The sequence below is a fragment of the Ignatzschineria sp. LJL83 genome, assembly GCF_054871845.1.
In genome coordinates, this window is record NZ_JBTXLY010000003.1 from 76,598 (window position 1) to 97,002 (window position 20,405).

Annotated in this window: 22 protein-coding genes; 6 read left to right on the forward strand and 16 right to left on the reverse strand. The window is 39.5% G+C overall.

The window, feature by feature from the left end:
- Positions 1–210: 210 nt before the first annotated feature.
- The 3 genes from ACYSN2_RS03140 (at position 211) to pnuC (ending at position 3,580) form a co-directional block, all read left to right on the forward strand.
- On the forward strand, positions 211–1,497 hold the full coding sequence (locus ACYSN2_RS03140; protein WP_461748803.1) for a BaiN/RdsA family NAD(P)/FAD-dependent oxidoreductase: 1,287 nt from the start codon (positions 211–213) through the stop codon (positions 1,495–1,497).
- A 398-nt stretch (positions 1,498–1,895) separates the two neighbouring features.
- Positions 1,896–2,750: a CvfB family protein gene (locus ACYSN2_RS03145; protein ID WP_461748804.1), complete on the forward strand. Its 855-nt coding sequence runs from the start codon at positions 1,896–1,898 to the stop codon at positions 2,748–2,750.
- A gap of 173 nt (positions 2,751–2,923) precedes the next feature.
- The gene (pnuC, locus tag ACYSN2_RS03150) at positions 2,924–3,580 is read left to right on the forward strand and encodes a nicotinamide riboside transporter PnuC (protein WP_461748805.1); all 657 of its coding nucleotides are present in this window, start codon (positions 2,924–2,926) and stop codon (positions 3,578–3,580) included.
- Positions 3,581–3,616: 36 nt separating this feature from the next.
- Here the strand turns inward: pnuC and ACYSN2_RS03155 are convergent, their stop codons facing one another.
- The gene (locus ACYSN2_RS03155; RefSeq protein WP_461748806.1) at positions 3,617–5,062 is read right to left on the reverse strand and encodes an alanine/glycine:cation symporter family protein; all 1,446 of its coding nucleotides are present in this window, start codon (positions 5,060–5,062) and stop codon (positions 3,617–3,619) included.
- Between the two features lie 169 nt (positions 5,063–5,231).
- Entirely contained in the window at positions 5,232–5,669 is a 438-nt protein-coding gene (locus tag ACYSN2_RS03160; protein ID WP_461748807.1) for an OsmC family protein, read from the reverse strand.
- A gap of 252 nt (positions 5,670–5,921) precedes the next feature.
- Here ACYSN2_RS03160 and ACYSN2_RS03165 point away from each other — a divergent pair, with 252 nt between their 5' ends.
- The gene (locus ACYSN2_RS03165) at positions 5,922–6,158 is read left to right on the forward strand and encodes a hypothetical protein (protein ID WP_461748808.1); all 237 of its coding nucleotides are present in this window, start codon (positions 5,922–5,924) and stop codon (positions 6,156–6,158) included.
- Between the two features lie 119 nt (positions 6,159–6,277).
- Here the strand turns inward: ACYSN2_RS03165 and clpB are convergent, their stop codons facing one another.
- Together clpB and ACYSN2_RS03175 are read right to left on the reverse strand one after the other, a co-directional pair.
- On the reverse strand, positions 6,278–8,890 hold the full coding sequence (gene clpB / locus ACYSN2_RS03170; protein WP_461748809.1) for an ATP-dependent chaperone ClpB: 2,613 nt from the start codon (positions 8,888–8,890) through the stop codon (positions 6,278–6,280).
- 228 nt (positions 8,891–9,118) lie between these two features.
- Positions 9,119–10,234, reverse strand: coding sequence for an ankyrin repeat domain-containing protein (locus ACYSN2_RS03175; protein ID WP_461748810.1), 1,116 nt, complete (start codon positions 10,232–10,234; stop codon positions 9,119–9,121).
- 158 nt (positions 10,235–10,392) lie between these two features.
- On the opposite strand from ACYSN2_RS03175, the gene ACYSN2_RS03180 reads away from it, so the two are divergent.
- Both ACYSN2_RS03180 and ACYSN2_RS03185 read left to right on the forward strand, forming a co-directional pair.
- Complete coding sequence (locus ACYSN2_RS03180) at positions 10,393–11,154, forward strand: rhomboid family intramembrane serine protease (protein ID WP_461748811.1); 762 nt, start codon at positions 10,393–10,395, stop codon at positions 11,152–11,154.
- Positions 11,154–11,999, forward strand: coding sequence for a hypothetical protein (locus ACYSN2_RS03185; protein ID WP_461748812.1), 846 nt, complete (start codon positions 11,154–11,156; stop codon positions 11,997–11,999). Before ACYSN2_RS03180 ends, ACYSN2_RS03185 begins: the two co-directional genes overlap by 1 nt.
- Positions 12,000–12,381: 382 nt before the next feature.
- On the opposite strand, the gene secB is transcribed toward ACYSN2_RS03185, so the two are convergent.
- The 12 genes from secB to prmA all read right to left on the reverse strand — a co-directional run bounded on the left by secB (position 12,382) and on the right by prmA (position 20,325).
- On the reverse strand, positions 12,382–12,834 hold the full coding sequence (gene secB, locus ACYSN2_RS03190; protein WP_461748813.1) for a protein-export chaperone SecB: 453 nt from the start codon (positions 12,832–12,834) through the stop codon (positions 12,382–12,384).
- A gap of 35 nt (positions 12,835–12,869) precedes the next feature.
- Positions 12,870–13,136: a glutaredoxin 3 gene (gene grxC, locus ACYSN2_RS03195; RefSeq protein ID WP_461748814.1), complete on the reverse strand. Its 267-nt coding sequence runs from the start codon at positions 13,134–13,136 to the stop codon at positions 12,870–12,872.
- A gap of 10 nt (positions 13,137–13,146) precedes the next feature.
- Entirely contained in the window at positions 13,147–13,575 is a 429-nt protein-coding gene (locus tag ACYSN2_RS03200) for a rhodanese-like domain-containing protein (protein WP_461748815.1), read from the reverse strand.
- Between the two features lie 108 nt (positions 13,576–13,683).
- Positions 13,684–14,427, reverse strand: coding sequence for a UDP-2,3-diacylglucosamine diphosphatase (locus tag ACYSN2_RS03205; RefSeq protein WP_461748816.1), 744 nt, complete (start codon positions 14,425–14,427; stop codon positions 13,684–13,686).
- Positions 14,428–14,434: 7 nt separating this feature from the next.
- Complete coding sequence (locus tag ACYSN2_RS03210; RefSeq protein ID WP_461748817.1) at positions 14,435–14,938, reverse strand: peptidylprolyl isomerase; 504 nt, start codon at positions 14,936–14,938, stop codon at positions 14,435–14,437.
- Positions 14,939–15,087: 149 nt separating this feature from the next.
- Positions 15,088–15,651: a copper resistance protein NlpE gene (locus ACYSN2_RS03215; protein ID WP_461748818.1), complete on the reverse strand. Its 564-nt coding sequence runs from the start codon at positions 15,649–15,651 to the stop codon at positions 15,088–15,090.
- Between the two features lie 41 nt (positions 15,652–15,692).
- Positions 15,693–16,277, reverse strand: a complete 585-nt coding sequence (locus tag ACYSN2_RS03220; protein WP_461748819.1) for a peptidylprolyl isomerase — start codon at positions 16,275–16,277, stop codon at positions 15,693–15,695.
- Between the two features lie 260 nt (positions 16,278–16,537).
- Positions 16,538–16,924: a YgiW/YdeI family stress tolerance OB fold protein gene (locus tag ACYSN2_RS03225; protein ID WP_461748820.1), complete on the reverse strand. Its 387-nt coding sequence runs from the start codon at positions 16,922–16,924 to the stop codon at positions 16,538–16,540.
- 585 nt (positions 16,925–17,509) lie between these two features.
- Entirely contained in the window at positions 17,510–18,076 is a 567-nt protein-coding gene (gene efpL / locus ACYSN2_RS03230; protein ID WP_461748821.1) for an elongation factor P-like protein EfpL, read from the reverse strand.
- An 81-nt stretch (positions 18,077–18,157) separates the two neighbouring features.
- Complete coding sequence (locus ACYSN2_RS03235; RefSeq protein WP_242148376.1) at positions 18,158–18,430, reverse strand: helix-turn-helix domain-containing protein; 273 nt, start codon at positions 18,428–18,430, stop codon at positions 18,158–18,160.
- 60 nt (positions 18,431–18,490) lie between these two features.
- A complete protein-coding gene (gene dusB, locus ACYSN2_RS03240; RefSeq protein WP_461748822.1) occupies positions 18,491–19,438 on the reverse strand; it encodes a tRNA dihydrouridine synthase DusB in 948 nt (315 codons plus the stop codon).
- Entirely contained in the window at positions 19,438–20,325 is an 888-nt protein-coding gene (gene prmA / locus ACYSN2_RS03245) for a 50S ribosomal protein L11 methyltransferase (RefSeq protein WP_461748823.1), read from the reverse strand. The genes dusB and prmA overlap by 1 nt, the downstream gene beginning before the upstream one ends.
- Positions 20,326–20,405 lie beyond the last annotated feature (80 nt).

A 20,405-nucleotide genomic window follows, 5' to 3' on the forward strand; every position in this document is an offset into this window, starting at 1 on the left:
ATTTCAAAATTTCGTTTCATTGTAGCAGAGTCATTTCAAAGCTTAACATTCATTCAAGATCTCTCAATTGATAAAATAAACATCTCCAACAAATGAATCGGGAATCCTCGTGCTTTTAACCCATCCGCTCTTTTCATGAGGTTTTTCTCGCAACTCTCAGAAAAGAGCTTATAATTGCAAGCCTTATTATTAGAATGAATCTATGCCGTTATGAAATCTGCCAATCTTCCCTCTTCCCATTTTGACCTTATTATTATCGGTGCCGGCGCTGCGGGATTAATGGCTGCGGCAAAAGCAGGACAAGCGGGATTATCGGTGTTACTTCTCGATCATGCGGCAAAAATTGGCGAAAAAATTCGCATTGCCGGCGGTGGATTTTGTAACTTTACCAATACGCATATTGATGGATTTGATGCATCGAACTTTTATGTATCGGAAAATCCTAAATTTGTGCGCTATGCACTTTCAAACTATACGGCGCAAGATTTTATCGGGCTTGTGGAAAAGTACCATATTCCCTATACCGAAAAACATCGCGGACAACTCTTTTGCGATCGGGAACAGAAAGCATCTTCTAAAGATATTATCGACATGCTTCTTCGGGAATGTGAACTTGGCAACGTAATATTAACGATTAACTGCCAAGTGCAATCTGTGACAAAAGATGATTCCATATTTCAAATTCAAACAGCGCTTGGGAATTTCTCCGGCGATGCGCTGATTATTTCTACCGGCGGTTTAGCGATTCCAAAAATTGGCGCAACGGATTTTGGCTATCAAGTCGCTAAATCCTTTGGGCATAGCATTATTCCCACAAGGCCGGCATTAGTTGCACTTCATTTTGACTTTTGGGAACAGGAAGGTTTCACGGAGCTTGCCGGAATTTCTCTGCCTGTCGAGGTTTCCACCAATCCCGGCACAAAATCAAAACATCGTGTGACTTTTTCGGAAGACCTTCTCTTTAGACACAAAGGCTTATCAGGTCCCGGCATTTTACAAATTTCCAGTTACTGGGAAGCCGGCAAAACCATTACGTTAAACTTTGCGCCCGATGTGGATATTACAGCTGAGTTACAAATATTAAAGCTCACGCAAAAATATCATTTAGAACGTGCCATTCATGAACTTGTGCCGGAAATGCCGAAACGCTTTATTCAGTTTTGGTTAAACAGAGCGCCTTTTAAAGAGTATCTTGCCGTGCCATTGCCGGAGATTCCTCATAAAATTTTGGAAAGCTTAGGCAAACTTCTGAATGAATGGACTATTACGCCAAGCGGAACTGATGGTCATAAAACCGCAGAAGCAACACGTGGCGGAATCAATACGAAAGAGCTTCAACAAAAAACTATGGAAAGTAAGCTCACGGACAACCTCTATTTTATCGGCGAAGTAGTAGATATTGTCGGTTGGCTCGGCGGTTATAACTTCCAATGGGCTTGGGGTTCGGCAGTTTGCGCTTCTACTGCGATTATTCAACGAAAAGCGGAGCTTCAATAACAGTATCTTTATTTCGTGATTTCAGTTAAATCATCAACTAATCAATGATGAATTATTATGAATCTGCCGATTGCCGATTGCCGATTGCCGATTAGGATTTTAAAAAGATTCATATTGCTGGTGCGAGATTTTCAGAAGCATGCAAACATTCGACCCAGCGATGAATCAGCCTCTGTTTTACCATTGAACTTTCATCTATTTTTCCCATTATTTCCCCGATAAATAACTTTAACGAACGCTTTCCTATCGCATTTTTTCTGAATGTTTATAATAGGAAGAATATTTATGAGCATTTGCACTGAACGAACCATTAATTTGTGATGAATTTCATCATAAATATAAATATTCCGGCAAAAACACGCTCTATTGATTTAAATTTTATGAGATTAAAAGGCCTTATGTCTTACTACACTGAAAATGATCCCAAAATTGGGCAGATGAACCGCTTAACGATTATCCAGAAAACAAAAATGGGACTCATTTTAGAAGGCGATGTGCTACTTCCACAAAGAGAGATTCCAAAAGATCAGCCAACGAGCATTGGCAAATGGTTAGATGTATTTGTCTATTTGGATAACAACAATCATCTGGTTGCTTCCCCGAAAAAGCCCTACACAGCAGTTGGCAAGTTTGCCGATCTGCAAGTGGTGGAAATTAGCGATTACGGTATTTTTGTGGATTGGGGATTGCCGAAAGATCTTCTTATTCCTTTTAGTGAGGAAGTTGGCACCACAAATGCCGGCGATTTTGTCATTGTTTACACTTACATTGATGAAGTATCGGAGCGCATTACGGCAAGTATGAAGCTTGAGAAATTCCTCGATCAGGATATCCATCATTATTCGGAAGGCGATCCTGTGGAACTCATCGTTGAGAGCAAAACAGATCTTGGCGTGAAAGTGATTGTCGATCATAAATTTTGGGGCTTAATCTACCATAGCGATGTGGTGAGCGACCTTGAAATTGGCGATGAAATCTTAGGATTTGTAAAACACGTTCGTGAAGATGGCAAGATGGATATTGCCGAACAACCGGTGATTAATACGGTTGAAGCTCGTGATACTTTGGAAGATGCGATTATGCGCAAACTCAGCGAATATGGTGGTTCAATGCCACTCAGCGATAAGAGTTCGCCAGATGCGATTCATAAAGCATTCGGCGTGAGTAAATCAGCGTTTAAACGTGCTTTAGGGAATCTTTACAAAGAACGTAAAGTGATCGTGAAACCTGATCAAGTCGTTAAAAACCTCTAGTTCTATACTAGAGTTTTATAAGCATATCGAAACATCTAATCTGACACGATTTTGAATTTCCTTTGGTAGCTTCTATTCGCATATTCCAAGCCCAATAGAAGCTACTTCGGTATTGTTTTTTCTGCTCTTTCTATGCTTTCTCTGTTGTATCCGCATCTATAAGTGAGTTTTCCATGATGGATTCCCTACTCAATTCGCTATTATCGATTTTACAAACGGATTATCTAGGGCTGTTCGCCACCGTGATTGGCTTGCTCTATCTCTATTTAGAATTTAGAGCGAAGAAAAGCATGTGGATTGTGAGCATTGTTATGGCAGTGCTCTATATCTATATTTTTTATAGTTCTCAGCTTTATGCAATGAGTGTGATTTACGGTTACTTCTTTCTGATCTCTATTTGGGGCTGGAAAGCGTGGCACAAAAAGCAGTTATCGCCAGCGGGATTAGATGCTTCACAGAAAAGTACCATTCCGCTGGAAAGAATGCCAAAAAAGTGGATTCCCAAAATTGCATTCTATCTACTACTTTCATCATTCGGAATCGGCACAAGCTTATTCCTGTTTACAGAAACAACATGGGATATTCTGCTCGGCGATACGATTGCTACAAGTCTGAATGTTGTCGCGATTTGGATGGCAACTCGCAGATGGGCAGAACAATGGTGTTTACTCATTCCGGCAAATCTACTGACCGGCATCATGCTCCTGCTTCAAGCGCAATATCCTGCCGGCATCATGTTTGTGATCTATTTTATTGTCTCTATTTTTGGCTATTTTCATTGGCGAAAACTTGCGAATCTCGCAAAAAACTCTACAGAAAGTTCCACGTGAAACAATTAGATACTACGAATAACAAAACCATCAAAATTAATCCGGCATTGCTTTAAAGTACGCGTCTTCTATTCCTTTATCTTTCATCTCTTCCGGCATATTCCAACATTCAGTGCCGGTAAGCCCTGGAATATCTTCTGAATAGAACCTTGGGACGATTCCTTGCTTCTTCTGCTCTAAATAGTTTTTCCAAACTTTAATGGCAACACTGCTTAATAGCGTAATTACAGCCAGATTAATGATCGTAACCGCTCCTACGACTAATGTTACCAGACTCCATAAGCCCTCGATATTAATCGCTGTGCCAAGGAGTAAACAGACTAAAACGAATATCCGATAGCTAAAGAGCCACTTCGTATTACGCGTTAAATAATAGAGACTTGATGCACCATAATAATAGTTCGCCATAATGGCTGCAAACGATGTCAGCAGTAAAATAATAGACATATAATAAGGTGCAATTTCTCCTAAATGCACTGTGATGGCAGCTTGTGCTAATAAAAGACCGCCCGGTGCACCTGAAGCATAAAGACCCGATAGTAAAATCACAAAAGCCGTTAATCCACTCACAACGAAGGTATCAATAAACACTCCTAAGCTTTGGAGCAAACCTTGCTTTGCCGGATGCCTTGTATTTGCCGTTGCAGCTGCAATACTCGCACTTCCCATCCCCGTTCCATTAAACAGTAATCCTCGTTTGGTACCTTGAATAATGGCAGAAGCGAATCCTCCCGCAAACATCTCTTTTGTGCCAAATGCATCTTGCACAATTAATATAAAAACTGCCGGGATCTCTTTAATGTTGATAATGGCAATCACTAAAATTGTACCAAAATAGAGGAGAATAATGATTGGAATGATGATTTCCGTAATATGGGAAACTCGTCGTAATCCTCCTGAAATAATCACAATGGTCAGTATTACTAATACAATGGCAATAAACACCGTCGTATCCACTTGGTACGTTGCCGTGATCATATTATTAATGAGATTGGATTGCACCATATTCAATAATAGACCAAATACAATGATAACTACTAAGGCAATAAAGGCTCCAAACTTGGGGCTGTTGAGGCCTTTTGCAGTATAGTAAGAAGGACCTCCATGATAGAGATCATCCTTTTTTACTTTATAGAGTTGCGCCAAAATACTTTCGATAAACACGGCGCCCATACTTAAAAAAGCAATGACCCACATCCAAAAAACAGCACCAGGGCCCCCATAGCTAATGGCATAGGCAACACCGATCACATTTCCGACACCAATACGCCCCGACATGCTTAAACTGAATGCCTGCCACGGCGTGATTCCGACATTACCGTCCGTTCTTTCGAATAAAGAGCTCCATGTTTCTCGTATATATCGTATTTGGATGAAACCTGTCTTATAAGATAAATAAATGCTTACCGCAAAAAATAGAGGCACTAAAAAATAGAGCCAAATAGTGTCTCCTATTACACGATAAAACAGATCATTTATCATATTAATCACGCTCCAAATCGAATTAGTAAACTTTTGTCACATAACTAATTTTAATTAAATAATTGTAAATAAAGTTAAACTGTAAATATTTATCCTAAAAGAAGGTAATAATCCCCATAAAATATCACATTAATCTCTAATAAACATGGATATTTTCAAATCTTTAACCCTATAAATAACGGATGAAGGATGTGGTTTTAGGTGCAACTTCAATGGTTGCGGCAACAGGACAATGACTCTCTACATACGCCATTAATGCCTCAATCTGTTCTTTAGAAGCCGATGTTTCAATATGATAAATCGTTCTGATAGCACTGAATCCGACAGGAACATTCGGATCGCCCATATATCCGGCGGAATCAAAATCTCCTTCTACTTCGATTTCTAATTTGGAATAGGTAATTTTTTGTTGATGCGCGCCCATTTTAAAGACTAAACTTTTACAGCTCGCAAGCGCTCCTAAAAGAAGCTCCATCGGCGTCATGCCGGTATCATCTCCAAAGGGTTTTGGCTCATCCACAATCACGCTGTGATCTCTCGCCGTAATTGCAACCTGACAGCGCTCTTGAATTGCCGCTTTCGCTCGATAAACTTTTTGTGTTTTCATTATTAATCCTTTTATACATTTGATAGAAATTAATAGCATTCATAAAACTCATAGATTTTCATAGAACTCATAGAAGTTGAGGTTCGCTTTTGCGTCTCGTTTTGAGGATTTATGCTTGCTGAAACAGTCTTTTTAATCCTTCTCTATAATAGCCCGATTATCAGGAAGATATGTGCTAACATCGTAAACAATGTATGAATAATATATGGATAAATAGATACATAATGATTCGTTATTAAGGAGCCATGTTTTATGAAGCAATCTTCTACTTCTCGCCGGAAGTTTTTAAAGGTTAGTGCATTAATGCCACTCAGTGGGCTTTTTCTCTCGACAGCAACAGCACAAATCTTCTCTCAAGATTCCTCAAAAATAGTGCCTATTCATGAAAGCTCGGCGCATGATCAAAGCTTCAATAGATACCTTCGAGCAGATATTCGAAGTGTCGATTTTGCTTCTCATAACTTTCGGGAATTTAAGGCAAGCCTTTAAGAATAAATCCTATAGCTTTCAACAGACAACAAAAAAGCCTGATTCTCATCAGGCTTTTTCTATCAAGCTTTGCTTTTGATTACATCATGATTTCTTCATGATGACGTCAGCAAAAGCGATTATTCAAACTCATCGCCGGAGATAATATCAATATTGAGCTCGCCATCAACGATTACAGAATCTCCCGCTTTGAAATCTCCACGTAAGAATGCTTTCGCAAGTGGGTTTTCAAGATGCGTTTGAATCGCACGTTTCAGCGGTCTTGCACCAAATACCGGGTCATAACCAATATCGCCAAGCTTATCTAAGCCTTCTGCCGTTACCGTTAAGATCACATCGTGTTCTGCTAAACGTTTCACAACACGACTGACTTGAAGCTCTGCAATCTCGCGGATTTGCTCTTTTCCAAGCGGATGGAATACAACGATATCATCGATTCGGTTGATAAATTCCGGACGGAAATGCTCGCCCACAACGCCCATCACAGATTCACGAATCGCTAAGTATTGATCTTTCTCGCTCAAATCGCTTAAACGATTCGATTGTTCTTGGATCAAATGTGAACCTAAATTCGATGTCATGATAATCACAGTATTTTTGAAATCTACCGTACGACCTTGACCATCTGTTAAACGTCCATCATCCAATACTTGTAACAAGATATTGAAAACATCTGGATGCGCTTTTTCCACTTCATCAAGCAAAATCACAGAATAAGGACGGCGACGAATTGCTTCTGTTAAATAACCGCCTTCTTCATAACCTACATATCCAGGAGGTGCACCGATTAAACGCGCAACCGAGTGTTTCTCCATGAACTCAGACATATCGATACGAAGCATCGCATTTTCATCATCAAAGAGGAATGATGCTAATGTTTTCGTGAGCTCTGTTTTACCAACGCCGGTAGGTCCTAAGAATAAGAATGAACCAATCGGACGATTTGGATCTGATAATCCCGCTCTTGAACGACGAACCGCATCGGATACTGCTGTAATTGCTTCTTTCTGACCGATCACATTTTCGCCCAATACTTCTTCCATACGAAGGAGTTTTTCACGCTCGCCTTCCATCATGCGATTTACAGGAATGCCGGTCCATTTCGACACAACATCTGCAATCTCATTGCCGGTGACTTTCGTTCGAACGAGTCGATGTTCACGCTCTTCAATATCTTCCGCTTCCTGAGATTCACGAAGTTTTGCTTCTAATTCTGGAATCAATCCATATTGCAATTCACTCATCTTCGCAAGATCGCCGGAACGTTTTGCCGCTTCAAGCTCAATACGCGCCTGATCAAGATCTTCCTTCAATGAAGTGGCGCCTTGCATCAAGCTCTTTTCAATTTTCCAAATCTCTTCTAAGTCCGCATACTCTTTCTCAAGTTTTGCTAACTCTTCTTCCAAGTTCTCAAGACGTTTTTTCGAAGCATCATCGGTCTCTTTCTTAATCGCTTCACGCTCGATTTTGAGCTGAATGATACGACGATCAAGCTTATCCATCGATTCTGGTTTAGAATCAATTTCCATTCTAATTTGGCTTCCCGCTTCATCGATCAAGTCGATTGCTTTATCTGGAAGCTGACGATCCGTAATATAACGATTAGAAAGTACTGCCGCTGCAACAATTGCCGGGTCCGTAATTTCAACGCCGTGATGGATTTCATAACGCTCTTTCAATCCGCGAAGAATCGCAATGGTATCTTCAACCGTTGGCTCTTCTACCAGTACTTGTTGGAAACGTCTTTCAAGCGCCGCATCTTTTTCGATATATTCACGATATTCGTTTAAAGTCGTTGCACCCACGCAGTGAAGTTCCCCACGAGAAAGTGCGGGTTTCAAAAGGTTTCCGGCATCCATTGCGCCATCGGTTTTCCCTGCGCCCACCATCATATGAATCTCATCAATAAAGAGAATCACTTGGCCATCGGCTTTCTCAAGCTCGTTTAATACAGATTTTAAACGCTCTTCAAATTCCCCACGGAATTTTGCGCCGGCAATTAATGCCCCTAAGTCTAAAGATAAAACGCGTTTACCTTTTAAGCCTTCCGGCACTTCGCCATTGACGATACGTTGTGCTAAACCTTCGACAATCGCCGTTTTACCAACACCAGGTTCCCCAATTAATACAGGGTTATTTTTTGTTCTTCTTGACAATACTTGAATGGTACGGCGAATTTCATCGTCACGACCAATCACAGGATCGAGCTTTCCAAGTTCCGCTCTTTCCGTTAAATCGACAGTATATTTGTTGAGGGCTTCACGGTTCCCTTCAGCATTTGGATCTTGCACGCTCTCTCCTCCTCGAATTGAATCGATCGCTTTATTTAAAACTTCTTTCGTAACGCCGGTACTTTTTAAGATTTCAGCTAACTTTTTATTTTCATCTAAGATGCCTAAAATAAAAACTTCTGAAGAAAGGTAGCCATCTCCACGGCGGTGCATCTCTTTTTCAGCGGCAACTAATACGCGCTGTAAATCTTGGCTCACGTGAATATCATTGCTTCCCGACACTTTTGGGAATTTCTCAATCGCTTCATTCACTTTTTGATTTAAAAGTGCAATATTCGCGCGGCATTGTCTAAATAGGGGTAATACTGAACCTTCTTTTTGATTCAGCATGGTGCTTAACACATGCTCTGGTTCAATATATTGGTTATCGTTTGTGAGCGCTAACGTTTGTGCGCCACTTAATGCATCTAAAAACGCTTGTGTAAATTTTTCTTGGTTCATCCAAAATCTCCATATTTGTTATTCAATATCTGATTGAAATATTCGTGTGATCTTGTTCTCGCTTATTGTCTGATGCTCTTATTGAAGAACTTCGATCTTTTCTCTTACCATTACAAAATGGGGTGCGATTTCCACATTTCAAGAAACTATTTACAAAAAAAGACAATTAATAATATTCAACCTATTAATTGTCTTTCCACAAGCCTGTTATTTAATGTTAAATTTTTTTCAACCTTTTTCTGTCAAAAGATCAATAATCGCCTCATGATTTCGCTCTTGTGCAAGAGATAACGCCGTAAAACCCTGCTCACTCTGCAATGTGGAATCTGCTTCTTGCATTAACAAGCTTTTTACAATATCCACCAATCCCATGCTTGCCGCTCGATGAAGCGCCGTAAATCCAAGATGATCCACCAAATTCACATTAGCATTCAACTGTAACAACTTCTCAACACCTTTGAGAGATTTGAGTTCCACCGCATCCATCAACGGCGTTGTTTGCGCTAAAGAACGCGCATTCACATCCACACCATGATCTGCCAACACTTCCATCATTTCATGCTGATCGGTATAGAGCGCCCAATGTATCGGCGAAAATCCATCTTGCGCTAAGAGATTTTTATCCACTAAATCTTGCGATAAAATGAGCTTCACAGAATCTTGATCATTATTGGCAATGGCAATGTGATATGCCGTTGTACTTCGAATCGGTTTATTCGAGGAAAAAATCGCATCTTCATCAAATACGCCCACTTTCGCACGATGACCAAAGAGAGAAAACGCCCAAACTGCCGCACGATTTGGCTCCGATTCAAGCTCATTGAGTAACGGCACCGGCACAGTTTCATTAAGTACATAACTCAGCATTAAGAAATTCACGAGGGCAATCGTCTGATTATCCGTTTCATAACCGCTATCTAAAATCACGCCTTCAATCTCCACAATCTTCAAGCGATCCGCTTCCATCTCAACGCGCGCTTTCGCCACTAATTCTCGTGACCAACTGCGGACAAAATAGATAAACGCACCATCAAAGAAAATCGCCCAACGATCTTCCGGCGATTGCGGTACAAACAGCGATCCTGGATATAACTTACCGGCAATATGATATTCCAAATCACAAGTCACAACACGATCTTGCCCACTTTCAGAAGCCGGCGATAATCCCGAAAATGAAGCGCCATCTTCCATGCTATAAGAATCCAAATTCTTCAGCGCCGCATCTTCAATATCGCTTCCAAGCTGAAACGTAATCGGTCTTAAATCCAAAAGCGGCACCCCATAAGGGTTTTGATCATATCGAATCCACGGAAGCTCCGTCGCCGTATCTTTTACTTCTGCCATAAGTGCTTATTCCTACATTTATTCATTATTCTTAAAAGCTAGTTTAACAAATAAATGGAGAATGCCGAATCCATTTGGATTACCTTTGGATTCCCTTTACCAATCCGTTCTTATGTTAAGATTAAACAATCTTATTTCTTATAAAAGGTCTTCAGTTCATGCTTAAAAACCTGCCTATTGCAACCCGAACATTGATTCTTGCCAATGTCGGGATTTTTATTCTCACAAGCTTACTTTATGAGTTAGACGTGATCAATTTCAGCAAAATTTTTTCTAGCTATTATCCTGAATCGTCACAATTCAGTTGGTATCAACCTTTAACTCATATGTTTTTACATGCAGATCTTGGGCACCTTTTTTTTAATATGCTTGCGCTTCTGATTTTTGGAGCAACCGTAGAATCCCACTTAGGAACCAAAAGATTCCTTTTTCTCTATTTTATTGCCGGCATTGGTTCATTCATTCTTTTTAATATTCAATCCTACTTCACTATTGAAGCTCTTAAAGAAGCTGTTAACAATATTCCTAGTCCTGAAAATTTGAATATCCCCAATATCGTCAATGATTCTATTACAAGAGATATTATGGGAAACTTCTCAGCTCTGAGCTATCACAATACAATTTCTGCGGTTTCAGACCTCATACAAGCTTACATCACGCCAATGATGGGCGCTTCCGGCGCAATTTACGGCGTTTTAGTGGCATTCGGCTTTCTCTTTCCAAATGCCGGTTTATCGCTGATTTTTGTGCCATATCCGATTAAAGCTAAATACTTTATTCCGGGATTAATCATCTTAGAAATCATCTTAGGTTTAATGAATTTATCGTGGAATCCTGTGGCGCACTTTGCCCATATTGGCGGTGCTGTTGCCGGATTCTTACTAGTTTTCTACTGGAAAAAACAGGGAGTCATTCGTTAATGAGAAATCTCTTTCCTGCTATGCAAAAAAGTGGTCAAAAATGGATGCTCCGCACTAGCCTTGTTTTGTCGTTATCGCTATTTACGGCATCAAGCTTTGCAAATCCTCAGATCATGATTCAACCGGCGGAGCTTCAAAGAGTTGCTGAGCAGATTTATAAAAATGAAACCGGCGGGAAAATCGACAATCTTGCTGTGTGGAATAACGGCGAGAACTTTCCTTCTCTCGGCATTGGTCATTTCATCTGGTACAAGGCAAATGAGCCGGCACATTTTGAGGAAACATTTCCGAATTTAGTAGTTTTTTTAGCGCAAAATCAGCAAACGCTTCCTAAAATTTTACAAACAAATCGCACAGCACCTTGGCAATCTCAAGCGGAATTTAATGCCGCCAAATCTCGGGGAGAGCTCAATGAACTGATGCAGTTTTTAGCCAATACGAAGGATTTGCAAGCGCTCTTTATCTATCAGAGATTACAAGGTGCGCTTCAGAAAATGAAAGCGGTTTCTGAATATCCTGACTTTATCGAGATGAAGTTTTATGAAGTTGCCGGCAGTCAAAATGGATTATATGCGCTCATTGATTATGTAAACTTTAAAGGCGAAGGAATTAATCCATCGGAACGTTATCGCAATCAAGGTTGGGGGTTAATGCAGGTTTTGGAGAATATGGATCTCACTTTTGCCGGCAATACTAAAGCAGAAATAGATGCCACAACCTTAGCAAGCTTCCGGCAATCCGCTGAAAAAGTCTTAACAGATCGCGTGAATAACGCAGATCCAGCAAAAGGAGAATCTCGCTGGCTTCCCGGCTGGAAGAATCGTATTCAAACTTATCGACCCTAAAGAAGCATCTCGTTCTTTTAAAAGTGATTCATCACTCATATAAAAGCTGATTTGTGGCGGGAGGGAATGTTTGCATGCTTTCAACAACTTCTCGCCCGCAATTATGGTCATTTCGATTTAAAGTTCTCAAAAGAATGAGGATTGCTGGCATGAGATTTTTAGAAGAGTGCAAACATTCGACCCAGCGATGAATCAGCCTCTATTTTACAATTGAGTTTTCTTAAACCGATTTCACTAGATAATCTTTAACTCAACGAATTCTCCTGATAGAAACAAAAAAGCTGAATCCTTAAAAGATTCAGCTTTTTTCATGTTGTATATCTCTATCTCTCTCAATGAGATCAGTAAGAATCATCATAGATTCAGAGATGATTCTTACTGATTATGCATTTGCTGCTTGCTCTGCATTTAACTGTGCTTGACGCTCTGCATATACCGCTTCAAAGTTAATTGGCGATAAAATTACTGGCGGGAAACCGGCATTTGAAATTAAGTTATCTAATGCTTGGCGCACATACGGATAAAGGATATTCGGGCAATATCCGCCTTTTAATCCTGCTAATTGTTCTGCTGGGAAGTTTGCTAATTGAAAAAGACCTGCTTGCTCAACTTCTGCAAGAAAAAGTACTTTCTCTTCAAGTTTCGCTGTAACTGTTACTTTCAGAGCAACTTCATGAATATCCCCTTCAATCACACTCTCTTCATTGCTGAGTTGAATTTGGATTTCTGGATTTGATGCTGCTTTAAATGCTTCAGGTGCATTTGGAGATTCTAATGATACGTTTTTAGTATAAATTCTTAAAATATCAAATGCTGCTTGGTTTTCTTGACTCATTACTTTCTACCTTTTTCAAATATAAAAACAATCAGTTATTGTGGAAGTTTTCCTGAAAGATAGTCATCTAACTGACCTCTTTTATCTAACATCGTTAAATCATCGCAGCCACCTACATGAAAATCCCCAATGTAGATTTGTGGCACCGTATTTCTACCTGAACGAGTTTGGCACTCTGCCCAAAGTTTTGGATCGCTATCTACATCAATTTTTACAGGTTTTACACCATGACGCGCTAAGATTTCAAATGCACGACGGCAATAACCACAAGTGTCTTTGTAATATACTTCTACTGTTTTCATAAAATTCTCCTTAATTTTTTGAGAGCGGCAGATTCGCTTCCTGCCAACCGGCAATCCCGCCCACTAATACATTGAGTGATGCGTTTGGATGTTGCTTACGAAGCTTGATGCATGCTTCATTCGCGCGCGGATCTGTATCGCTATAGACAATAATTTGTTTTCCACCAAACTGATCTAAGCTCTCTAATTTTTTCTCAAGCTCAGTTGCCGGAATATTCACAGCATTCGGAATATGGAGTTTTTTGAAATCTTTTTTGCTTCTAATGTCGATAAATACGGCATTATCATCATTATATTCTCTAAGCGCATCAGTCACACTAATACGGTATTTTTTCCCTCTTGCTGAGTTAATCTCATTTGCAATCAGAAGGACAACGACAACAACAAATGCCGCGATAAACATCCAGTTCTGCTGGATAAAAGGCATGATAGAATCCATATTTATTACTCTTATGTTTTTGATTATTGTATTTTCGGCATGACGATAAACATCACGCAACCATCGGATATACTACGCTATTTTCAGGGTAAATGATACCAATCCCGGTTAATCCTCAGTGCTTGGGACAAGTGTAAAAGGATCAATGGTGAATATATGGCGACTGAGCTTCCCATTTTCAAGTTTTAAGTAATCTCCTTTTTCATCCCAATCACTTAAAACATAACGTTGATACTTCTCTAAATGCAGATGTTCTCCTGCTCGATGTGTATGTCCATGAATGATCGTTTTGACATTTTTCGCCTCAAAAAACTGATCCACATAACTATTCGTGACATCGACAATCGCTTTTTTAGGCGCATTTTTACTTTTAGTACGAATTTTATGAGCGAGATTTAATCGGTATCGTTTAGGAAGTCTTTTTAAAATCCAGAGTACAAATGGATTTCGAATCCATTTTTTATAACGCTGATATTCCACATCTTCAATGCAGAGCTCATCGCCATGAATTAGCAGTAAGCTATTATCCTCAATCTTCAAAGATTCGCCCACTAACTTCATATTCGCTTTCTTGGCATAACGAGCACCTAATGCAAAATCACGATTGCCGGGAATAAAGATAATTTCCGTACCCAAATTTGCAAGATTCGTCAGCTTTTCTGCCACAGATTCCGTGAGCGCCGTTTCAATATCATCGCCCGCCCAAAAATTAAAAAGGTCTCCCAAGATATAGAGCTTATCGGCAGTTGGCGCAATATTTTCCACGAAATAAAAGAAAGCCGTAACGATATCGTTACGACTTTCACTTAAATGGATATCGCTGATAAAGAGCGAGATCGATTGTTTAGACATTCGCCAATTACTCGCCGATGATTTCAACGCTATCAATGATGATATCTTCAACAGGAACATCACCATGACCACGGCGTGAAGTAGTTTCTACTTTTGCCATTGCATCGATAATATCCATACCATCTGTTACTTGACCAAATACAGCGTAGCCCCAACCTTGTGGTGTTTGTGATTTATGATCAAGGAATGCGTTATCTACTAAGTTCACAAAGAATTGTGATGTTGCAGAATGTGGATCCATTGTACGCGCCATTGCGAGTGAACCACGAACGTTTTTCAAGCCATTGTTTGCTTCATTTTGAATCGGCGCACGATGACCTTCACGTTTATCTTCCATTCCCGGTACTAAACCACCACCTTGAACCATGAATCCTGGGATAATGCGGTGGAAAAGTGTTCCTTCAAAATAGCCATCTTTTGCGTATTGAAGAAAGTTTTTCGCAGTTTCTGGTGCATTTTCATGATCTAAAGTAACTGTAAAATCACCTACATTTGTATGGAACTTAAGCATGCTATATTACCTCATTATTAAGGCTGATGATTTCTCATCAACCTTCTATTATTTTAAATTCAATTGTTGAAATCGTTGATCGTCAGATTCTAATCTCAATCGTTTAAAATCTGAATGTTAAATCCTTTCAAATCTTAACGCTTTGAAGATTACTCTTCTGGTAGAACTTTCTCTAAAGAGTAGTTCAGCGGTGAATCTGTGTTGATGATTTTACCATTTTTATTCGCCGGTCTAAGAACATTCTCTCCCACAAAGTAGCGAATCTCACCATCAGGGCCACCGCTTGTGCCTTCTAATGTAACAACTTGCCCGGCTTTGTTCCACGTGAAACGGCCTTGATTATCAAAGGTTTGATCGCCATTTTTCGTACCTAAATAAGTGGTTTTATAATCGTAATTACCGTTGTAATCGAGCGTTAATTCCACATCAATTCCACTGCAATCAGCGCATGGAATCTGCCCTTTATACACGCCGGCATAATCGAGTGCGCTTTGTGCACTATGCTCTTTATAAAATTCTTCAGTACTGTTTTGCTCAATTACTTCCGGCGTTACGGCTACTTCAGGTGCTGAAATCGCCGGAGTCGATTCTACGGGCGCTACATTTTCTGACGGCGTGGGAGCAGATGCTGGTTCTACTGTTTTATCTGCTGAATCATTACAGGCGGCTAACAGTAAAGATGCCCCTAAAACAAATAAGAGTTTTTTCTTCATAACGTCTATTTCCTATGAGATTAAAATTTCAGTATCTAAGATTATGGCTTCTCAACAAATTTAGCACTTTCAATGATAATTGGATCTACCGGCACATCTGCATGCATGCCTTTATTACCGGTTTTCACTTTCTCGATGTGGTCAACAACATCCATTCCTGACACTACTTTTCCAAAAACAGTATACCCATTGCCATCTTGTCCTGGGTAATCTAAGAAGGGATTGTTTTGAGTATTAATAAAAAATTGGCTTGTTGCAGAATTGGGATCCATCGTTCTTGCCATCGCAATCGTGCCACGCTCATTTTTAAGTCCATTATTTGATTCGATCTTAATCGGTGCACGCGTCTGTTTCTGATTCATATCGCTATCAAAGCCCCCGCCTTGAATCATGAATCCATCAATCACACGGTGAAAAATCAAACCATCAAAAAAACCATCATCTACGTAGTTCTTAAAGTTTTCTACAGTCACAGGTGCTTTCTCTTCATTCAGTTCAAGCACAATATTACCAGCTGTTGTATCCATTTCTACATACAAATTGGGAGCTGAAATGCTATCTGCTGAGAAACCGATATTTGAAACTAACCCTGCAACCATTGCACTCATTAAGACTAATTTTTTCATATTTACTCCTAAGTAAAGATTCACACCAAGCGTGATTAATATTCTGTATTCTAAATGAAATAGACTTATTTCGAAATAATTTTACACTTCTAAAATTTCATAAGACTAATTATAGGATGGATTAACTTTATCTTTATAATATTCTCATTAATCCTTAATCGCGTATTATTCCGAGATAGCCATATAAAGCAATAAAAAAGCTCGACATTTTCGAGCTTCTTTATCAATTTGTTCTATATCCAAATCTATCTTAGACGATTTTATTGAAGAACTTCTAAATAAACAGCTTCAATTTTCACTCTTTCAGGATTACGGCTTTGATCTAGCTCTCCTAAAATTTTAACTTTAACATCCGGAGTGATAGGTTGTCCGCGCCAAACTTTACGATCAATCTCCACGATAATTTCACCTGTTGCATCTTTAAACAGATATTTTTCATGATCTCTGCCTTGTTGCTGAATAATATTACCTTCTACTGTGACATAGGTGTCATCCGCCATTTGGCGAACATCGGCAACATTACTCGTGACAAATGGCGAGACAAATGTGACTGCTGGCGTTAATTCTGCTGCACTTTCACCGGTAAATTGCGCTTGAGCGACCGTTGTTGTACCTACTAAAACAGCTGCGATTAGTAATTTTTTCATCAAACTCCATCCTTGTTTTATCATTGAAATTTATCAAAATGATCACTGATGATCTTATGAAACTTTTTTCATTATAACGAAAGAAGATGATTAGTTAAGCTCTTTTTCAATTAGTTAAATTTTTCATAAGGAATTCTCAACTTTCAAAAAGATTCTTCAAGGTTTCTTAAAAATTGATTGTCATTTTTCTTTACTTAAAACTTTAAAAAGAATGAATACTGCTGGCACAAAATTTGTAAAAAACTGCAAGCATTCGACCCAGCCATGAATCAGCCTCTATTTATAATCGGATTTTCTTAAATCGATTTCACTATATATATACCGATTAAATCAAGCGAAGAATTTCGTAAAAAGGTTTCTAAAAGAATGTTGGTAAATAAGTATTTGTAAAAAATAATTGATCAGAAAGGATTGATCAGAAAACTTTCCCTAGAACAAAGAGAAGAACAGAGGCAAGAAAAAAGGTGAGAATTATCTCACCTTTGAATGTTTTGAATACCTTTGAAAATTTTATATTTATAAATTTTGTATTTATATTGTTTATACTTTCATTTTTATGAATGACTTCATAGCTTAATACAGCAATTATGCACGGCTCGAATACTCTTTTGTTTCTGTATTCACAACGATCATCGTGCCATTTTCAATATACTCCGGCACAGATACCGTAATGCCGGTCGATAATTTTGCCGGCTTATTACGTTTCGTAGCACTTGCACCTTTTAATTCAGGCGCAGTATCAACAACTTCTAATACAACCGTTTGTGGCAATGAAAGCGCAACAGGTGCATCATCAATTAATGATACGTAATAACCGACAACTCCTTCAAGAATAAAGCCGGCATCACTGCCTACAAGCTTTTCACTCAAATAGTATTGGCTGAAGTCTTCGCTATCCATAAATACAAAGTTATCGGCATCTTTATAAGAATAGGTTGCTTCTCTTTTGCTTAATTGCACATCATCTAATTCATCATCTGCTCGCAGAGAGAGATCTAATTTATGATTATCAGGAATTGAGAACATTTGGATTCTAAACGTTGTATTACCACCTCTTGCCGTTGGCGCTGAACGTTCCACTTCGCGCACCAAATAGTAGAGATTATTGTGTAATATGACATCTCCACGACGTACATCATTCGCTTTTTTCATCTGAATATCCTCAATTCCTAGTAAATCATTCTTGAATATCTCAAGAAAGATAACGGCTTATAAAACAATTAGCTTCTAATATTAAGACTTATGCTCGCGCGGATCAATATCAAAATAATCTAAACGTTTTTTCAACGTTGAACGAGTAATTCCTAAGATTTCAGAAGCTTTTGACTGATTACCATCAGTATATTCTAAAACTTTCTCGAAAAGAGGACGCTCAACTTCGTTGATCACTAAACGATAAAGATTCGGTGGGTATTTCCCATCTAACATCCCTGAAATTTCGTCTAACGCTTCTTTTACTGACTCACGCAATGGAATATGGTCTTTAAGACGCTCACGAGAAATCATTTTTTACTCCTAAAATATCTATTTAATTTAAAAATACTAATTTGAAAGAAATCATGGACTTTAACAATCCATAAAAATTTGGCGAATCCAATCGAGTTGATGTTCTGGTACTCTTTCCCGCAACATTTGACTTCGTAACGCTGTGGGAATTTCTCGGTCCCCTAAGTACCACAGGATGTGTTTACGAGAAACACGAATCCCTTTCTCAACTCCATAGAATTCATGAAGTTCACTAATATGGCTCAATACGGTTGCTAAACGCTCTTCAGCTGTTGGGATATACTCTTTCCCTTCCACTAATGAACGAAACAACCACGGATTCCCAAGCGCGCCTCTACCAATCATCACGGCATCTGCGCCGGTAATGGTGAAGACTTTGTTCGCTTTTTCAATGGAATCAATATCTCCATTTGCCATTACCGGAATTTCGACTGCTTCTTTAATTTTCGCAATCGTCTCATATTCCGCTTCGCCAAGAAAACGATCTTCTCTCGTTCTTCCGTGAACAGCTAAGGCTTGAATCCCAATATCTTGCGCATATTTCGCAATCGTTACGCCATTTTTATGTTCTCGATCCCATCCTGTACGGATTTTTAAGGTCACAGGAACATCCACTGACGCAACCACTGCTTTTAAAATTTCGATTACTAAAGGTTCATCTTGTAACAAGGCTGAACCTGCTGCTTTTTTACAAACTTTTTTTGCCGGACATCCCATATTGATATCGATGATCTGCGCACCACTTTCGACACTGTGTCTTGCCGCATCTGCCATCATTTCAGGATCATATCCGACAATTTGGGCACTCACCGGCGTCACTTCACCATCATAGGCAAAGCGAAGCTGTGACTTTTCCGTTTCCCAGAGCTCGGAATTAGCATTTACCATTTCACAAACGGCAAGCCCTGCACCCATCTCTCGACAAATTTTACGGAAAGGAAGATCTGTTACCCCCGCCATCGGTGCAAGCACATATGGCGATGATATTTGATAATGCCCGATTTTCATTACTGTTTTTTAATGCCGTACAAACGTGTCCAGCCATCTAATGTTTTATCAGCTTCAAAGGTAAACTGATCTTGATACGCTTCTTTTACAAAGACCGCATCATGCTCTAATAACCCTGCCAATACAAGATGCCCGCCTGGTTGCACTAAGCTTCCTAAGATCGGCGCTAATTCAACAAGCGGACCCGATAAAATATTAGAAAGCACAACTTTTGCTTGTCCTGGTTTAAAGCCTTCCGTGAGAGATGCTTTGACTTCTACATTATTACGCTCGGCATTTTGCTCCGTTGCGTAAATCGCTTGTGGATCAATATCGGTACTGAAACACTCTTTTGCACCCAAAAGAAGTCCGGCAATCCCGAGGATTCCAGAGCCACAACCATAATCAATAATGGTTTCGTGATTAATCTCTTGATGATTTTCTGATAACCACTCTAAGCAGAGCGCGGTCGTTGGATGCGTTCCTGTACCAAATGCTAAACCTGGATCTAAGCGAACCGTTGCAATTTCTGGCTCAGGAGAAGGAAGATGAGTTGGGCAGATCCATAAATTTTCACCAAATTTAATCGGCTTATAATGATCTTGCCACGCACGCACCCAATCTTTATCTTCCACTTCATGTGTTTCTACAATAGGAAGATCGGAATCCCCTAAATAGTGAGATAAAAACGCCTTAATCTCATCCACATCGCAAGGCACTTCATAAAGCCCTGTGACGAGCGTATTGCTCCATAATGGCGTTTCTCCCGGAAGCGGTTCAAAGATTGGCTCATCATCACCATCTTTCATGGTCACTGCCACTGCTCCTGATTCAACTAATGCTTCATCTAATGCTTCTGCTGTAAATCGCATGTCAGCTTTCAGAGTTAACTCAAACCATTTATTCATCGTTCACCGGGGTCACTAATTTATTGAAGGGGGAATACTAGCTAAGATGTGAAACATAATCAAGCAAAAATGCCGTTGAC

Bases quoted from the DNA above. Each gene is read 5' to 3' on its own strand.
- pnuC (WP_461748805.1), top strand. From the start codon at position 2,924: ATGATGGATTCCCTACTCAATTCGCTATTATCGATTTTACAAACGGAT.
- ACYSN2_RS03185 (WP_461748812.1), top strand. From the start codon at position 11,154: ATGAGAAATCTCTTTCCTGCTATGCAAAAAAGTGGTCAAAAATGGATG.
- dusB (WP_461748822.1), bottom strand. From the start codon at position 19,438: ATGAAAATCGGGCATTATCAAATATCATCGCCATATGTGCTTGCACCG.
- ACYSN2_RS03210 (WP_461748817.1), bottom strand. From the start codon at position 14,938: ATGCTTAAGTTCCATACAAATGTAGGTGATTTTACAGTTACTTTAGAT.
- ACYSN2_RS03175 (WP_461748810.1), bottom strand. From the start codon at position 10,234: ATGGCAGAAGTAAAAGATACGGCGACGGAGCTTCCGTGGATTCGATAT.
- ACYSN2_RS03180 (WP_461748811.1), top strand. From the start codon at position 10,393: ATGCTTAAAAACCTGCCTATTGCAACCCGAACATTGATTCTTGCCAAT.
- ACYSN2_RS03155 (WP_461748806.1), bottom strand. From the start codon at position 5,062: ATGATAAATGATCTGTTTTATCGTGTAATAGGAGACACTATTTGGCTC.
- ACYSN2_RS03200 (WP_461748815.1), bottom strand. From the start codon at position 13,575: ATGGATTCTATCATGCCTTTTATCCAGCAGAACTGGATGTTTATCGCG.
- clpB (WP_461748809.1), bottom strand. From the start codon at position 8,890: ATGAACCAAGAAAAATTTACACAAGCGTTTTTAGATGCATTAAGTGGC.
- ACYSN2_RS03220 (WP_461748819.1), bottom strand. From the start codon at position 16,277: ATGAAAAAATTAGTCTTAATGAGTGCAATGGTTGCAGGGTTAGTTTCA.
- ACYSN2_RS03160 (WP_461748807.1), bottom strand. From the start codon at position 5,669: ATGAAAACACAAAAAGTTTATCGAGCGAAAGCGGCAATTCAAGAGCGC.
- ACYSN2_RS03225 (WP_461748820.1), bottom strand. From the start codon at position 16,924: ATGAAAAAATTACTAATCGCAGCTGTTTTAGTAGGTACAACAACGGTC.
- ACYSN2_RS03235 (WP_242148376.1), bottom strand. From the start codon at position 18,430: ATGATTTCTCGTGAGCGTCTTAAAGACCATATTCCATTGCGTGAGTCA.
- ACYSN2_RS03140 (WP_461748803.1), top strand. From the start codon at position 211: ATGAAATCTGCCAATCTTCCCTCTTCCCATTTTGACCTTATTATTATC.
- ACYSN2_RS03215 (WP_461748818.1), bottom strand. From the start codon at position 15,651: ATGAAGAAAAAACTCTTATTTGTTTTAGGGGCATCTTTACTGTTAGCC.
- ACYSN2_RS03165 (WP_461748808.1), top strand. From the start codon at position 5,922: ATGAAGCAATCTTCTACTTCTCGCCGGAAGTTTTTAAAGGTTAGTGCA.
- prmA (WP_461748823.1), bottom strand. From the start codon at position 20,325: ATGAATAAATGGTTTGAGTTAACTCTGAAAGCTGACATGCGATTTACA.
- grxC (WP_461748814.1), bottom strand. From the start codon at position 13,136: ATGAAAACAGTAGAAGTATATTACAAAGACACTTGTGGTTATTGCCGT.
- efpL (WP_461748821.1), bottom strand. From the start codon at position 18,076: ATGAAAAAAGCGAATGATGTACGTCGTGGAGATGTCATATTACACAAT.
- ACYSN2_RS03205 (WP_461748816.1), bottom strand. From the start codon at position 14,427: ATGTCTAAACAATCGATCTCGCTCTTTATCAGCGATATCCATTTAAGT.
- ACYSN2_RS03145 (WP_461748804.1), top strand. From the start codon at position 1,896: ATGTCTTACTACACTGAAAATGATCCCAAAATTGGGCAGATGAACCGC.
- secB (WP_461748813.1), bottom strand. From the start codon at position 12,834: ATGAGTCAAGAAAACCAAGCAGCATTTGATATTTTAAGAATTTATACT.